A 15,599-nucleotide genomic window follows, 5' to 3' on the forward strand; every position below is an offset into this window, starting at 1 on the left:
CAGCTACTAGCGTTTTATTCCACTTAGGTTCGTGGAATGATGCCATTCGATATGCTGTGCTGAGGTATTCGCGATGCGATGGCTGCAACGTCGTCCGCCTTTGGTGTTGGTTCCTCTCACCGTCACCGTTACCTTGACGCTATCAATGCTGTGGATCGCACAACGTTTCACCTTGGAGGGGCGACTACACGATCGGTTTGATAACATCGTAATGGGCGTGGTGATGGAAACGCGAATGCATCAACCGCCTGTCGATCTAAGCGCTTCCGTCTGCCCACAGATTGACGATGACTTGCGTGCAGAGCTTTCGCCCAGGACAGAGGTAAAGGTTGGCTGGGGTTTCGATGAGCGCTTGCTGATCATCGAGGTCGGACACCAAGGGCTATGCTCCGCGTCAGTGCACCCTGGGCTTGCCTTTTGAGGAAGCGCGCTTGGTACCCCGCCCTACTGCTAGGGTTGCTCAAGCTCGATCCAAAGTCGAACGCATGAAGTGCGGGACTGTCTGGCCCGCCTAGCTCACGGCTCGGCTCGCTGCTTTTAGCACGTTGAAAATGCGGTCATCGTCTGACTGCGACACGTTAAACCGAAGATGGCTTGTGGCACTCTGGGCGAGGCTGAAGGCGTTTCCGGGTGCCAGGACGACATTCTGAGCCAAGGCCGCGCGAGAAACGTCGGCGGCATCTAGGCCTTCCGGTAGTCTGCACCACAGGAACATGCCGGCCTGCGTTTCGATCCAGGGTTCGATGCCCAGCGCGCGTAATTTGCGACCGACATCGTGCCTGGCTTTGGCGAGCTTGCCGCGCAGGCCTTCGAGATGCTTGCGGTAGCCGCTGTCGCTGAGCACGTTCAGCGCCAACTCGGCATTAAGCCGCCCGCCGCCAAAGGTGGTGGCGATCTTAAGGTCGGTCAGGCCTTCGATCCATTCAGGCCTGGCCGCGACGAAGCCGCAGCGCGAGGCGGCTGACAGCGTCTTGGAAAAGCTGCCAATCTGAACAACGCGATCGAGGCCGTCGAAGGCTGCCAGGCGAGGCGCCGGACTGTCTTCGAAATCGGCAAAAATGTCGTCCTCGATGACGGTCAGGCCATGCTGCTCGGCCAGCTTGAGCACGCGATGCGCCACCACCGGAGACAGGGTCGCGCCGGTTGGATTGTGAATGCCGGAATTGGTGATGTAGAGGCGAGGCTTGTGCTCGGCCAGGACTGTTGCCAGCGCCTCGGTGTCGGGTCCGTTAGGCGTATAGGGCACGCTCACTAGATGGGCGCGATGGGCGCGCAGCAGTGCCTGAAAATTGAAATAGCAGGGATCGTCTATCACCACCGTATCGCCCGGTTCGAGCAGGAAGCGGCAGAGCAGATCGATAGCCTGGGTACCGCTTTCGGTCAGCATGATCTGGTCGGGCGAGGCTTCGACGCCCCGTTCCGCCAGACGCCGGGAGATAAGCTGGCGCAGCCCCAGCAGGCCGAGCGGCGTGCCATATTCCGACAGGGAGAAGCTGTCCGCTCGCGACAGAGTGCGCAGCGCCCGGCGAATGGCATCTTCGGGAAGCCAGGACGGAGGCAGCCAGCCGCAACCAGGCTTGAGGGCGTTGTCGTCGGCTTCGAGCGACTGCCGCGACACCCAAAATGGATCGATGACCCGGTCGAGCTTTGGTCCGACCTCGGACAGAGCGATAGGCGCCATGTGCGCGGCGACGTAAAAGCCGGAGCCGGGCCGGGATAGAATAACTCCTTCGGCAGCCAGACGGGCGTAGGCCTCAACGACCGTCGAGACCGAGACCGCCAGCGTCTTAGCAAGGCTGCGAACAGAGGGGAGTTTGGCTCCAGATGTGAGGCTGCGGCCGGCAATGCGCTGCCGGATTGTTGTCATGACCATGGCAATGCGAGACAGGTCCATCCGTATTGCTCCAGAGACCATAACAGTTCGGGGTAATCGTACCGGACTGTAGCTGGGTCAGGCAAGAACCGTGGCGCATAAGCTGGGTCGAACGGAGTGCGACATGGACCGATCGACAAGCGGCTGGATCAATGGATTCGTCGGCGTCATCATCTTCAGCGGCTCGTTGCCGGCCACGCGTGTGGCAGTTCAGGCTTTCGACCCCGTCTTCCTGACGGTCGCCCGAGCCGTGATCGCTGGGGTATTGGGTCTCGGTCTGCTGATGATTTTCCAGGAGCGTCGGCCAGTCCGGCAAGATCTGCTGTCCCTCGCCATCGTGGCGCTGGGCGTGGTGCTCGGTTTCCCCCTGCTGACCGCCATGGCGCTGCAACACCTCACATCTGCTCATTCAATCGTCTTCATCGGCCTCTTGCCCCTGTCTACGGCCATCTTCGGTGTCGTGCGCGGAGGGGAGCGGCCAAAATTGGCCTTCTGGGCTTTTTCCATTCTGGGCAGTCTGTTGGTCGCTGGCTATGCCATCGCGCAGGGGCTGACCGCTTCGCCGATCGGCGATGCGCTGATGCTGGCCGCCATTGTGGTCTGCGGGCTTGGTTATGCCGAGGGCGCCAAACTGTCCCGCACGCTGGGCGGCTGGCAGGTGATCTCCTGGGCGCTGGTGCTATCGCTTCCGGTGATGGCCCTGCTGACCATTGTCTATTGGCCACCGACCCTGTCGGGCATTGCAGCGCCGGCCTGGCTGAGCCTGGCCTATGTGTCGGTGTTCAGCATGCTGATCGGCTTTGTATTCTGGTATCGCGGCCTGTCGCAGGGTGGCATCGCAGCGGTGGGGCAATTGCAGTTGCTGCAGCCCTTTTTCGGCCTGGCTTTGGCCTGGGGCCTGCTGCGCGAACCGGTGACACCGGCCATGCTGCTGGTTACGGTTGCGGTGATTGCCTGCGTCGCGGGCGCTCGAAATTTTGGCAAGTAGTTGGGCGAGGAGAACCAGATGTATACGCCACCGGCATTTCGGGAGAACGATCCCGTTGAACTATTACGCCTGATGCGCGCGGCGCGGCTGTCGACGCTAGTGACCGCGACGCAGGATGGGATCATGGCGACGCCCCTGCCGCTCATCCTCGATGAGACCGAGGGGGCGCGTGGCGTTCTCTATGGTCACCTCGCCAAGGCCAACTTGCAGTGGTCGACGCCGGTCACCGGTGAAGCCATGGTGATCTTCAATGGCCCCGACGCTTATGTGACTCCCAGCTGGTACGAGTCAAAGCGCGAGCATGGGAAAGTCGTCCCGACCTGGAATTATGTCACGGTGCATGCCTATGGTGCGGTGGAATTTTTCACGGACGAAGCGCGGCTGCATGATGCGGTGTCGCGGTTGACCAGGCTTCATGAGACACCCCGCGCCCAGCCATGGGCGGTCACTGACGCGCCAGAGCCGTTTATCAAGTCGCAGCTCAAGGGAATTGTCGGCCTGCGGCTAACAATCAGCCGCATCGAAGGCAAGGTGAAGATGAGCCAGAACCGCAGTGAGGCCGATCGCCGCGGGGTTGCGGACGGGCTCGCTGCAAGCCCAGATGCGGTTGATCGCGTCGCAGCAAAACTGGTCCCCTGACGTCCACCTCCGGCGCTGGCCCGTCCCCCGCAATGGCCGCTTTTGGGACTATTGAACTCGACGTCAAATGGCCGAGATGGGGTCGTCTGCTGCCAGTCTGAACTCGGGCGTCTTCTGCCGGTCCGCTCCAGCCTGTAGTCGGAGTCATGCAGCACCTTTGGATGCTACCTGATTTCAGTTCCAAGTTCGTAAGTCTCGCAGATCAGATCATGCCAAGAGCATATATCGCAAGGCCAAAGACGAAGAGCCCCGCTGCCATAAACACGGCTTCCGCAGGGTTCAGCTTGTAAGCTTGTCCCAGCCGGGCGGCTTTCTCTCGGCCTTCCATCAGGCGGCGAGGCGTTAATAGATGAATCCCAACAAATACTACGCTAAGCGCCAGAATGGCGAGGATGACTTCCATGCGGAAAGCGTGATCGAAACCATGCATGACTCCCGCTGCCACGAAGGTCGCGATAGCAATCCCTATCGCAATTTCGCCGCTGTTCTTGATGCGCTCGAGTATCATGGGACTCTCCTCTAAGCGACATTTAGTGCAGCATCAGCTGTCGCGCTATGACAAGTGGCCTGGTGATCTAAAGATTGGTTACCGGGGACCTTGATCAGATCGACCGCTTCGCGTTTCCAGCAAACAAGTCAGATAGGCCGCTTATCTACCTGAATGCCATTGGCCGCTTTTAGGTCTCCGGCGAGTTGCGCTGAACGACCGAATGGGGGTCGTTATCTGCCAGGCAGCAACGCGCCCGAATGCGGGTCGTTTAGCCCCTTCGGATCAGCGCGCATAGCTGACGTAGCCGCAAGAACAGCGAACGCAACCAATCGTAGTAATCTAACGGTCAGTGCGGCGCCTTGGGCGGGCCACAGGATACAGGCCAGCCGTATCGACCATAGGAACTCTCCATGGGCCTAATCGTTGGTTGACTAACAATCATAAGGAGACCGGCATGGCGATAAACTCGCTCAAAGACATTTACCTCGAGCAGCTGCAGGACATCTGGAGCGCCAACACCCAGTCCCTGCCAGTCGTGACCGAACTCGGCCGCGCCGCCCAAGACGAGGAATTGTCCGAGGCGCTGATCGATGGCGGCAACGGTATTGCCGATGGCATCGCCGAAATAGAAAAGCTGTGCAACGACCACGGCATCAAGCCGAACGCGGAGCATTGCAAGGGTATGGAAGGCCTCGTGAAGGAAGCGCGCGCGCATGGCTTGTCCGACGAAATCACGGACGCTGACGTGCGCGATGCAGCCATCATCCCGCAGTATCAGCGCATGGTACATTACGCACTTTCAGGTTACGGGACCCTAGCCGCCTTTGCCAACCGCCTCGGTTTGGACGGTGACGCGGCGGTTTTGAAAAAATGCCTCGATCAGACTTATCACGGTGACCGCCGCATGACAGCGATCGCCATGAAGGGCGGGGTCAACAAGGACGCCGCCTCCTGAATTCTGTCCGCAATGATCAAATTGGGCTGCACGAAAACTCGTACGGCCTCTTTCATGGCGTCGACATGTTTGGTTATTCGGAAACCTGCCTGTCAGCCTCCGCCCCCTCCTAAGGCACTGGCGCGAAGGATTTTGGGGCAGGGGGCTTCCATAACCCGCCGGGCAGGTGCGCGCCCCAATTCTGCCGTTCAGGCAGGCATTTCAATTTCCTGAAAGCGGTCGGGGCCGGTTAGCGTCTTGCCCGCGTCGAAAATGGGGTGGGACTGCGAATTGGCCGCTTTTTGAGTTAAGCGGCATACTTGCGGACGCCAATACGATAGGGATTGGGATAGCCGCCAGGACGAACGGCTCCGAACCTTGTGTTGCCAGATGATCAGTGTTTATGAACCGATCGCCGACCTGACGTCCAGGCTGCCGACCAGAATGCCAGCGCCATCATGACTGACGTCGCCACGATCGCGATGAGTACGGCGGCGTAGCTGCCCGTGATGGACCAGATCCACGCTGCCGCAAGGGGCGCAATGGCTTTGGCTAAAACCATCGGGACAGCCAGCGCACCGTTGATTGCGCCATAGGCCTCCCTGGAGACCATCTCTGGAATCGCTACGCCGCGGACGATGGTCATCACGCCGTTGGCGCCGCCATAGAGTATCGCGACGAGCGCGATGACCCAGAACTGCTGCGGCGCGAAATAGAGCAAGGACATGGCCACCGGGAAGCTGGCGACGACAAGCGATCCAATACGCCGGCCTGACACCTCTCCGGCGAACATCTTGATCACCACCCGACCGGCAACCTGCGCCGGTCCAATGATCGCCATGGACAGCACCACTGTGCCGGCATCAAAGCCGCGTTCCAGCATCATCGGATAGAAATGGAAAATGAAGGCTGAGAAGGTCGCTGTGTAGGCGGCAAAGGCCACAGCGAGCCCCCAGAAGACTGGATTGTGGAGTGCCAACGTCAACGGCTGGTGCTCCCCGTCAACAATCGGAACCTCGCCGCGTACCGGTTGATCGTGTCGCGGATCGATCACCGCAAGGTAAAGGACAGCACAGACAGCGATGTTGACTGCGCCGAGGATTTCCAGCGTGCCGCGCCAGCCAAAGGCATCCAGAAGGTTTTGGATGGGAGGCACGAAGACGGTCGACGCGAAGCCACCCCATAGGGTCAGCGCGGTGATGCCGTTGCGCGCGTGCTCTGGACCTGCGCGCCGGGCAATTACGGCGAAGGCTGGCTCGTATAGGGTTGCGGCCTGCAGGGCGCCGACGCCGGCGACCATCAGGTAGAACATGGGCAGCGACTTGACCTGGGACCAGGCGAGCAACAACAAACCGGCAAGAACGGAGGCACCCGCCATGACATATCGGCCATGGCCTCGATCAATCGCGGCGCCGACAGGGAAAGCCACCAGCGCGGAGATCAGCAGGCCAATGGTCGCCCCAAGATAGAGATCGGTCTTCGACCACCCCAGATCGGCTTCCATGGCGGCCGCGATCAGCGGGAAGCTGTAATATAGCGAACCCCACGAACATATCTGGGCGATGCCCAGGCCGGTGATGAAGGTGCTTGCCCCCCGCACCGGCCCAGCGATGCCGGCGGTGGTCTCAGTCATGTCATCTCGACCACCTGTGCGGGTGACGTCCCGCAGCCGCAGCCCGCTTCCCCTTCAGATTTGGCGACCTCGTCGGCGACGCAGCAGGAGCTTTCAGAGGCCGCCGGGCCGCCGCAGCAGCCCGACGCGCCCACCGCGGCGGGCGCCACATTGCAAACGCCCGTTTCCGGAAGCACCAGTTGAACCTGCCGCGCAGCCACGAAATCGCCGGCCAGTTCGGCCACCACGGAACGCACTTGCTCGTAGCCCGTCGCCATCAGGAAAGTTGGTGCCCGGCCGTAGGACTTGGAACCGACAATGTAGAAGCCAGGCTCGGGCTGGGTCAGTTCATCGACCCCGTGTGGCGGGACTGTGCCGCAGGAGTGGTGATTCGGATCAATCAGCGGAGACAGCGAAGGGGGCGCCTCAGTGGCCGGGTCAATGGCGATCCGTAGCTCTGACAGCATGCCGAGGTCGGGGCGGAAGCCCGTCGCGACAATGATCCGATCCACCATCAGTGTCATCTGGGTCTGGCCAACGGTACCCATGACCGCTACGCCGCTGTCGGATTGCGCCAGCCGCGTCGCCGCAAAGGGAGCAAGTATCTGCAAACGGCCGGCATCGATTGCCTTCTTGGCGGCGAGGCCGAGGGCGCCGCGTTCCGGCAATTGGTCGTTGAGACCGCCGCCAAGAAGCTTCTCGATGCGATTGCGCCTGAGGGCCCAAAGCACCTTGGTCTGCGGATCCTGGTCCTGCAGAGAAAGCAGGGCCAGTGCCGTGTTGATGGCCGAATGGCCGCTACCGACGACCAGGATCGTCCTGCCGACGTAGGTATCCCGAGCAGTGCCAAGAATGTCGGGGATCCCATAGTCAATCCGGTCCGACACGGCCCGTTCGCCAAGAACAGGTAAGCCATCGACACCCATTGGATTGGGCTGCGTCCAGGTGCCGGATGCGTCGATCACCGCACGGACGAGGCTAGCCTGTTCACTCCCGTTGGCATCGGTCCACCGGATCTCGAATGGCGCCCTGTCGCGATCCGCGTTTGAAACCTTGTCGAGGCCATGACGGGTGATCGACGTAACTGTGGCAGTGAGATTCAGATGCGGCGCCAGTTGCGGCAAGTTGGCCAATGGCTGGAGGTAGTGTTCGACGATTTCGCCTCCAGTGGGTAGGTCCGTCTCTTCGGGTGCATCCCATCCGGAAGCGTGCAGCAATGCGCGAGCGGCCGCATCGACATTGTACTGCCATGGCGAAAATACTCGGACGTGCGACCACGCTCGAAGCGAAGCGCCGACACCCGCACCTCGCTCGAAAATGACCGGGACCAGACCACGCGAAACAATCTGTGCGGCGGCAGCGAGCCCGACAGGGCCAGCTCCGATGACTGCGATGGGAAGGCTGGACTGGGTCATCATTCTATCTTTCTAGAAGGTTCGAATATTAAAGCAAAATGAATGCCGCTCAAGCGACAGCTTTCGAGGTTTCAGCGGCACAGCCAGCGCTGTCTGCACAGCACTCGTCCGCAAGGTAGCCAATAAGGCCGTTCATACTGGAATAGTTGGCGCGACAGATCAGCGTCGTTGCCTGACGCTCCTGGCTGACGAGATTGACGTCCACGAGCTTCCTGAGGTGGTGCGAGAGGGTCGATCCAGCAATGTCCAGCTTGACCTGGAGCTTGCCGACCGGCAGGCCGTTCTCGCCCGCCCGGACCAAGGTCCGGTAAATCGTAAGCCGTGTCGTATTGCCGAGCGCTTCGAGTTGCGATGCTGCTGTTTCGATGTTCATGGAAATAACATACCGACTAAAGCGTCGGCGTCAAGCATATTTCGACGATTATAGAAATTGATGGTGACCCAGTCTCGTCGTAGAAGGTCGGCTGCAGGCTGATGCCCTCGAGCTTGAGCGAGCGGCGCGCCAACTGCTTGGCCATTCGCCCACGCGCTCGAGATCGGCAGCGACGTGGATGGCGGTGATGATGGCGCGCAGGTCGCTCGCCATCGGCTGACGGCGGGGGCGATCATCGAGACGGCCACGTCATCGATGCGGCGCTGCATGTCGTCGATGCGCTGATCGGCAATGATGGTGACGTCGGCCAGTTCCCGGTCGAGCTTGAGCAGCGCCTTGGTGCCGTTTTCGATGGATGCCTCCACGTGGCCCCCATCTCGGCGATCATCTGCGCCAGGCCGGTCAGCTCGTCGGAATAGGACGTAACGATGTATTCGGTGCCAAGATTGCCATGATCAAGTCCTCTGCCCTTAGCCGATACGGCCCATGATGTAGTCCTGGGTCTGCTTGTGGACCGGGTTGGCGAAGATGTCTTCGGTGACGCCTTCCTCGATCAGATTGCCGAGGTGGAAGAATGCGGTGCGCTGGTCCTCGAAACTGGAGCGCGTTCGGTCGACGTAGTTTGTCCGACGGATCTTGAAGAGGAGGCGGCCAGGGTGCATCAGGAATTCTGGCCGCGACACTTGGGTGTGGCCTAGTACGTCAGAATAGCAAAGCCTTTGTGGCTCCACCCACAATGCTCCGCTGCTTGCCAGCTCGTGTAGTTGGTTGTTCTTGGCAGCATGCCGTCGGTTGCACTAGACTGGCATTGGCCCGCCGATGCGGCCGGTGGGACTTCATCCGCATGCCGGACGTTCAGTAGAGCTTGGTCAAAGAAGACCCCGGCACTGCACACGGTGAGGAGCTATCCGTCGCATTGCGCGGGGCATCCACTCCGCCGGTAACGTGGCGACATGGGCGCGGTCCTGACATTCGGGAGTTTCGAGTTTGATCCGGTCGGCCCGACCTTGCATCGGGCTGGAGCGCCGCTGAAGGTTGGGCAACGGGCACTGGCACTGCTGACTGCCCTGATAGAGGCAGGCGGCAAGGTCGTTGCCAAGCCAGAACTGATGGATAGAGCCTGGCCCGGCCTTTTCGTTGAGGAAGCCAATCTGAGCGTCCAGATATCGCAGTTGCGGCGTCTGCTCGGGCCGCGCCCCGATGGCGGAGATTGGATCGTCACCGTCCCGGGGCTGGGGTACCGTTTCACCCAGGACCGACTGCCCTCAGCCGTACGGGGCGATCGCCCTGGTCTTGTCGTCCTGCCCTTCGACCACGTGGAGGGTGACGCTGGCGTTGGCTATTTCGCCGACGGCGTGGTGACCGATCTGATCGCGGCCCTGACCCGTTTTCGCAGTTTCAGCGTACTCTCGCGCAGCATCGCTTTCACCTATCGGCATCGCGTCGTCGACAGTCGCCAGGTGGCGCGGGAACTGGGGGTGCGCTACGTGCTGGAGGGCGCGCTCCGAAGAAACGGTAACAAACTGCGGGTAACCACCCAGTTGGTGGACGGTATATCGGGCGATCAGATCTGGGCCGAGCGATTCGAGGGATCGCTGGACGATGTCTTCGCAGTGCAGGACGCTATTGTGGAAAGTGTGGCGGTGCGGGTGGAGCCTTCAGTGCAGGCGACTGAACTGGCCCGGTCGCGCCGCGAACGGCCCGCCAGCGTGGTCGGCTATGACATTTACCTGCGGGCCCTGGCCGACCTGACGGATGAATCGGAGCCGGCCAACCGCCGCGCATTTGCGCTGCTGCGAGAGGCATTGCTCAGTGAGCCAGACAATGCAGCGATACTTGCCCAGGCTGCTTGGGCGCTGGAACATCGCCACACTATGGGATGGCCGGCCTTGGGGGAGGACGATGTCGAGCTTTGCCTGCGGCTGGCCCGGCGTGCGCTGCAGCATGCACAGGGCGATGCCGTGGTGATGGCTCAATGCGGCATGGCGCTGCTGCAGGCGGGGCGGGACTATGAAAGCGGCGTGGCGGTGATCCGAGCCGCCGCCGCCGCGAACCCCAACGCTCTCTTCGTCAGTGCGGCTGCCGGCGTGGCGGCAATACATTGCGGCGATCTGGACGAGGCCGAATCCTTGCTCCTGCGGGTGACTGCGCTGTCACCACTGGATCCCGACACGCGCTTTGCCTTATGCGGCCTAGCCATGATTCACATTATTCGCGGGAATTATGAGCCAGCTTTGGCACGAGCCGGACACGCTTTGGCGGTGAACCAGCATTACGATGCCACCTATTGGATGCTGGTCGCGGCCAATGCGCATTTGGGCCGCATGGCGGAGGCGCAGAGGCATCTGGCAAGCCTGCGGCAACTGGCGCCGAACATCTCCTTGTCCAGCATCCGTGCCGGGCAGCCCGCCATGATCCATGGCCGCATTGAGCCTATCCTGAATGGGCTGCGTCTGGCCGGCCTGGCATTGTAGGAGTCAGCCCGATTTGCAAGATTTTGGACCCGCTTTTGGGACAGCGGGGGACGACTTGCTGCAGTTTGCTCGCTGTCACCATGACGGAGCAGATCATGACTTTCCACGATGCCAGCCAGGGACGGCACCAGCCAGAAGACTGGGACCCGAAAGCGGACGCCGTAGTCGCGGCACCGGATAATCACGCAGTGCTTTACGAGGACGATCGCATCCGGGTTCTGTCCGTCAGCCTGCAGCCTGGCATCCCCGAGCCGCTGCATCATCACCGTTTTCCGTCGATCTTCGTGATCGACCGGATCGTGCCGCTGCGCGACTTCGACGCGGAAGGGCGTGAAGTGCAATTGCCCATTCCGCCGCAGTTTGATCTGCCGCTTGTGTTGCAAATGCCGCCACAGCCATCCCACTCGGTGCTGAATGTAGGGCAGGCTGCGTTTCACGGCACTCGGATAGAGTTCAAACAAGGATTTCCGAGGTGAAGCCGCGCCTCACGATCAATCACAATCAGGAGTGAAGAAGATGATGCACATCGTGGGGTCGGTAACTGCGCGTCCCGGGATGGGATCATCGTTCTTTCGCCTGGCGCGCGAACACGCGACGCGCACTCGCAGGGAGTCGGCAAGCAAGGCGGCATGTGGGGCTCTGGCAAGGTCAATGGCTTCCGAATTGGCACCACGCAGAATTCGCGTAAATGTAGTCGTTCCTGGTGCCGTTGATACGCCAGGCTGGCCTCACCACAGGATGGAGGCAAACGAACGCGACCGTCAGAAACGGGCCATAGGGGAAAGAGCGCTGATCAACCGCATGGTAACCGATGCAGAGGTCGCCAGCGCGGTCCTGTTCCTGGCTTCCGGCGAGAGCTCGGGTCTTAATGCGTCTGAAATCGTGGTTGATGGCGGCACAACCGGGGCCCTGGCGGGTTCACCGCGCTACCTTCGTGGCGAACCATAGCGAAAGTCCGGGCCGGTGGCGCGTGCTTGTGCCGGCAGACGATCGTTGACACTCCTTTCGGTGCGCTTGGAGATCTATGGCTTCGGCCAAGGACCGTTCGTTGCATCGGCATGAGAGACGCGCCGCTATGCCTGCCTCAGAGCTGATGCAAGAGCACGGTCATCATCCAGCGTTCAACGTGCGGCGATCGAACGGGGCCAATACCCAGGTCAGCAAGGATTCTTGGGTCGCGCGTTTCCGCAAGAACGCGGCTTCTTGGCCACACCAAGATCGAGAACACGGTTCGGTATTTGGGCGTCGATCTTGAGGACGCCTGGAACTTGCGGAACACACCGGAGTCTGACGATCAGCGGCCCCACCGCAGGTGAGGCCGCACGAGTGGAAACCGGGCAAGCGCGGTGTCCGGTTCGATATCTGGAACCGGACGGTCAGCCGCCACATGATCATGTCCGGTCCAAGAAGAATTCCGGACCATCGCTGATGCGCCCCATTCCGGCCGTTCAGTACCCGTCTAAGCTTTCCTAAAAGCTGCCATCCCTTACACTCGTGCCCCACGGCTGAAACGGGGTGGTTAGCTGACTATCGGCTTGTGGCGGAAAAACAAGGAAAGTTACCGCAGGTCTTCGGAGCGGTATCTCGAAGGATCTAACAATCAACTGATTATTTGGTGTGCCTATATTGGGCGAGGCAATATTGATCCCCAATCCATATGGACAGATATTCGCTGTCGAGCCAAGATTTGTTCCCAGGAATTTCCCATAATCTAGTTCCCGAGGGAGCTACGGGGTCATCTGTAAGGACCCTAGAGCGAATGCCGTAAGGGCCAGCGCCCAGCAATTCCGTCAGCTTCTGGTTGTCCACCATCGGGCAGACCGTTGCGCTAACATCGATGTCTCGATTAGCCTCGGGGGGAGGGGCGAACCATAGTCTGTTGCGTTCGTCCATAAAGGAGCGAAGTGCCAGATAGAGTTCTTTTCCTCGCATATTGCCAAGTTCAGTGTTCACTTCGCTAGCGATTGATAGCGAGGAAACAAGACCAATCAGGAATAAGCAGAGCGCGACTTTGATCCGGAAGAATTTTATCAAGCTCGAACCTCGAAATAGAACCGATACGGTCTCTTGTGCTTTGCAGTCTGCAATGCAGTGTACGGGCGCGCAACCGGTTCGCTGGTCGCAGGTCTGCTTTCAGGAACCTGACAACCAAGGTCCAACGACCGGAACGGGGTCGACTGTGGACGGGCAGCTATGACAGCACGCTTTGCGCGCCCCTGGCGGCCGCGACCGGGTCGAGGGCCGCAACTTCACGGAAGGTGTTAGCGGTTAGGGCCTACCTGCTTGCGCCCATGTACCATAGCGTCGCCATCGTCGCGATGGCGACGAGCGTAGTCAGAACGATCAGCGTTCTGCTGCCGTTTTTTCTGGCCAAGGTTATAAGTGCTTCCAAAAAGGCTTCTATGGGTGACACCATCTAAGATCGGTCAGTTGCTTGTTCCGAAGTTACACATAGTGACGGCTTCAAAGGCACTGGAAATTCTTTCCGAACGACCGAGTTGGGGTCGGCACCGGCCGGGCAGAGAGGCGCCCCATTCCAGCCGTCAGCTCAACTGTCGCCAGCTCCCAAAAGCGGACATTTCTCAGCACCGCGTATTTGCCTTCACGGAGCAGGAACGTCCTCTGCTTCTGCGGCCTTGATGGCATCCTTCACTTCGTCGTCAGGCAGGTCCGTGAGAAGAAATTGCAAGTGTGTCCGGTCCGGTATCAGATGGATACCAACCATCACCAAATCGCCTTCCAGGCGGTGGGCAAAGAAGACGTCCTGCCCGATGGCATCACCTGCAGGCAAGGCACGTTGCCCTCCCGCATCAATCAGGAAATTCGAAGCATCCTCGATTGTGAGTTTGCCTCTGGGCGCAGCAAACATGCACAGTCGACGATCGTCGCCGTCTCCCACGGGGAGACTTCCCGCCACCACCATGCCAAGTTCATACTTGCCCTGGAAATACCAGGTGCGGTTGTTCTCGATGTTTTTGAGGACCAAATGTTCGTCCGGCTGAACAGCCTCCCACCCACCACGGACTTCGATTTGTGTTTGTATCCTGTAGAGCTCGCCAGCAGTCTTTAAACAGATTTGTTCAAATGACTGCAGGATGGACTCTGAACCAGCAACACGGATCGTATTTCCGAGCAGGCATGCAGTTAGCACAAAAACAGTCAGGAACTTTTTCAAATCCGCAGCTCCAAAGGCCAAAACGCATGCAACTGATGCGACAAACCACGGCCCCTTAACATGAGATTACGGCTAACGTCGGCTGAAACACGCCTCCCTGGACACATTTTGCGTGCCACTGGTTTACCTGAAGTGCAACCGCAACCGACTGGGTGCCTATTGAACTTCGATGACTATATTCTCGCCGATCAACTTTCCACGCTTCGCCAGACCGTTGGCGCCGCCATAGACGCCGTGAATCAGGAGTTCGGTTGCCCCTTGGGCCTTGGCCCAGGCCTTTGCAGTCTGGATAAGCATGGTCGTTACCTTACCCCCGAGAAAGGTGGACCGGACCTCTGGATGCACAAAGAGGGCCTGGCACGTTGCGAAGCAACCACCGGTACCGAGAATGGCCTCCCCTGTTGCAAGAGCGATAACGCCGACCGCTTGTTCGTCACGGGTAATGAATAGAGCCGTCGCCTTTTGCGGTCGATCAAGGATTGAAGCCACCATTCTGAAGAACTTGTCCTCCGAGAATGGCAGGTGTGCATATCGGCTACCTTCGTGCCATGCCCGCGCCAAGGGGAGTAAAGTCCGAACCTGACTTCCGCTGAGGAGCTGTTGAATTTCGAGCTTGCGCAGTGCGGCAGTCATGAACGTGGATCCTTGGAATAACACAGAGCACGACAATAAAATCTGCGCAGCTTGCTACGCGGTCAATACTCATGTTGCCCGATTAGACGCAAAACCTCTTCGGTGCCGACAGCTGCATGGACACTGCAATTCTGCAATTGGGAGATATGCCGATACGACGGTGTTTATTGGGGTTGTTGAGCCCCACTCCGTCGGCTAATCGTCGCTTCGCAGGGGTCGTAACTAATGGTTCTTGAGCCGGATCGCAGAGGGCGAGTTCCGTTGAGAAGTTGATCTGTGCGTCATGTACTTCGCTCCATAATCAACTCCGCGTGGTGGCTTGTTGGGCGGGACGTCTGTTCTATATAATCAATATTAGGGCGCCAACGGCACATAGAACGTCGATTTTGTAATAAATCTCACCAAGGCTATGGTGCGCAAAATCCTAGATGTAGTTCGGAACTTGGGAGAGCGCATGTTCCGGCCATTGTACTCGCAGGAGACCCTGCGCTCCATGTCGATAGGCGGTCGACGTCATACAGGAAATTCATCTCCATGAAATCCATCTTGCGGCTATTTCTGATTTTATTAGTGTCACTTGCAGCATGGAATTTGTCAATATTTAGACTGAATGCTTTGGACATAGTAGATTCGTGTCCCGAGTTGTCACGCGTTGAATTCCTGGAGAAAATCCAAGTTTATATAGATGCGGACATCGCCTCAGATAATAGTATTATAACATTTCCAGACTTGGGTAAAAATATTGAAATAGATGATCAGGGAGTGTTCTGCCGAGGGGCGAACGAAGCTTCTCCCGCTTTCGTTGTAGATCATCTGTACGCAATTGGCTATGGCGGGATTTTTCAATTCTTTGTCTGGAATATGGATACATCAGAGGCGCAAAAAATTGCCAATAAATGGTTTCCAAACGGGGCGTTTGTTCATCAGATTGCTCCGGATAGCGTTGTCGTAATTTCGATGGAAAATGAGGGAAAATAAATGGCTGAACTAATC

15 protein-coding genes and 2 pseudogenes are annotated in these 15,599 nt (G+C 59.1%); 8 read left to right on the forward strand and 9 right to left on the reverse strand.

Annotated elements, in window-relative coordinates; all coding sequences use genetic code 11:
* Window positions 1-511 precede the first annotated feature (511 nt).
* A complete protein-coding gene (locus ACXYMS_RS16070; protein ID WP_458907834.1) occupies window positions 512-1,915 on the reverse strand; it encodes an aminotransferase-like domain-containing protein in 1,404 nt (467 codons plus the stop codon).
* 82 nt (window positions 1,916-1,997) lie between these two features.
* Here ACXYMS_RS16070 and ACXYMS_RS16075 point away from each other — a divergent pair, with 82 nt between their 5' ends.
* Both ACXYMS_RS16075 and ACXYMS_RS16080 read left to right on the forward strand, forming a co-directional pair.
* Entirely contained in the window at window positions 1,998-2,861 is an 864-nt protein-coding gene (locus ACXYMS_RS16075) for a DMT family transporter (RefSeq protein WP_458907835.1), read from the forward strand.
* An 18-nt stretch (window positions 2,862-2,879) separates the two neighbouring features.
* On the forward strand, window positions 2,880-3,500 hold the full coding sequence (locus tag ACXYMS_RS16080; RefSeq protein WP_458907836.1) for an FMN-binding negative transcriptional regulator: 621 nt from the start codon (window positions 2,880-2,882) through the stop codon (window positions 3,498-3,500).
* Between the two features lie 202 nt (window positions 3,501-3,702).
* Here ACXYMS_RS16080 and ACXYMS_RS16085 read toward each other — a convergent pair whose 3' ends face one another.
* Window positions 3,703-4,008 carry a hypothetical protein gene (locus tag ACXYMS_RS16085; RefSeq protein ID WP_458907837.1) on the reverse strand — a complete coding sequence of 102 codons (306 nt, stop codon included), beginning with the start codon at window positions 4,006-4,008 and terminating at the stop codon, window positions 3,703-3,705.
* A 436-nt stretch (window positions 4,009-4,444) separates the two neighbouring features.
* On the opposite strand from ACXYMS_RS16085, the gene ACXYMS_RS16090 reads away from it, so the two are divergent.
* The gene (locus ACXYMS_RS16090) at window positions 4,445-4,945 is read left to right on the forward strand and encodes a ferritin-like domain-containing protein (protein ID WP_458907838.1); all 501 of its coding nucleotides are present in this window, start codon (window positions 4,445-4,447) and stop codon (window positions 4,943-4,945) included.
* Between the two features lie 373 nt (window positions 4,946-5,318).
* Here ACXYMS_RS16090 and ACXYMS_RS16095 read toward each other — a convergent pair whose 3' ends face one another.
* The 5 genes and pseudogenes from ACXYMS_RS16095 to ACXYMS_RS16115 form a co-directional block, all read right to left on the reverse strand.
* On the reverse strand, window positions 5,319-6,557 hold the full coding sequence (locus ACXYMS_RS16095; RefSeq protein ID WP_458907839.1) for an MFS transporter: 1,239 nt from the start codon (window positions 6,555-6,557) through the stop codon (window positions 5,319-5,321).
* Window positions 6,554-7,951, reverse strand: a complete 1,398-nt coding sequence (locus ACXYMS_RS16100; RefSeq protein WP_458907840.1) for an NAD(P)-binding domain-containing protein — start codon at window positions 7,949-7,951, stop codon at window positions 6,554-6,556. Before ACXYMS_RS16100 ends, ACXYMS_RS16095 begins: the two co-directional genes overlap by 4 nt.
* 49 nt (window positions 7,952-8,000) lie before the next feature.
* Window positions 8,001-8,324: an ArsR/SmtB family transcription factor gene (locus tag ACXYMS_RS16105; protein ID WP_458907841.1), complete on the reverse strand. Its 324-nt coding sequence runs from the start codon at window positions 8,322-8,324 to the stop codon at window positions 8,001-8,003.
* A complete protein-coding gene (locus ACXYMS_RS16110; RefSeq protein WP_458907842.1) occupies window positions 8,321-8,689 on the reverse strand; it encodes a hypothetical protein in 369 nt (122 codons plus the stop codon). Before ACXYMS_RS16110 ends, ACXYMS_RS16105 begins: the two co-directional genes overlap by 4 nt.
* Before the next feature lie 105 nt (window positions 8,690-8,794).
* Window positions 8,795-8,911, reverse strand: a pseudogene (locus tag ACXYMS_RS16115) (phosphate ABC transporter ATP-binding protein); the annotation flags it as partial.
* On the opposite strand from ACXYMS_RS16115, the pseudogene ACXYMS_RS16120 reads away from it, so the two are divergent.
* The 4 genes and pseudogenes from ACXYMS_RS16120 to ACXYMS_RS16135 all read left to right on the forward strand — a co-directional run.
* Window positions 8,912-9,022, forward strand: a pseudogene (locus ACXYMS_RS16120) (nucleoside deaminase); the annotation flags it as partial. It abuts the pseudogene before it with no gap.
* Between the two features lie 255 nt (window positions 9,023-9,277).
* Window positions 9,278-10,798 carry a winged helix-turn-helix domain-containing protein gene (locus ACXYMS_RS16125; protein WP_458907843.1) on the forward strand — a complete coding sequence of 507 codons (1,521 nt, stop codon included), beginning with the start codon at window positions 9,278-9,280 and terminating at the stop codon, window positions 10,796-10,798.
* 95 nt (window positions 10,799-10,893) lie between these two features.
* Complete coding sequence (locus ACXYMS_RS16130) at window positions 10,894-11,274, forward strand: hypothetical protein (RefSeq protein ID WP_458907844.1); 381 nt, start codon at window positions 10,894-10,896, stop codon at window positions 11,272-11,274.
* Between the two features lie 175 nt (window positions 11,275-11,449).
* Window positions 11,450-11,746, forward strand: a complete 297-nt coding sequence (locus ACXYMS_RS16135) for an SDR family oxidoreductase (protein ID WP_458907845.1) — start codon at window positions 11,450-11,452, stop codon at window positions 11,744-11,746.
* Window positions 11,747-13,400: 1,654 nt separating this feature from the next.
* Here the strand turns inward: ACXYMS_RS16135 and ACXYMS_RS16140 are convergent.
* On the reverse strand, window positions 13,401-13,973 hold the full coding sequence (locus tag ACXYMS_RS16140; protein ID WP_458907846.1) for a hypothetical protein: 573 nt from the start codon (window positions 13,971-13,973) through the stop codon (window positions 13,401-13,403).
* Window positions 13,974-14,129: 156 nt separating this feature from the next.
* Window positions 14,130-14,606, reverse strand: coding sequence for a hypothetical protein (locus tag ACXYMS_RS16145; protein ID WP_458907847.1), 477 nt, complete (start codon window positions 14,604-14,606; stop codon window positions 14,130-14,132).
* A 534-nt stretch (window positions 14,607-15,140) separates the two neighbouring features.
* On the opposite strand from ACXYMS_RS16145, the gene ACXYMS_RS16150 reads away from it, so the two are divergent.
* Window positions 15,141-15,584 (forward strand): hypothetical protein, encoded by a 444-nt coding sequence (locus ACXYMS_RS16150; RefSeq protein WP_458907848.1) that lies wholly within the window; start codon window positions 15,141-15,143, stop codon window positions 15,582-15,584.
* Window positions 15,585-15,599 lie beyond the last annotated feature (15 nt).

The organism is Devosia sp. CAU 1758, assembly GCF_054482695.1.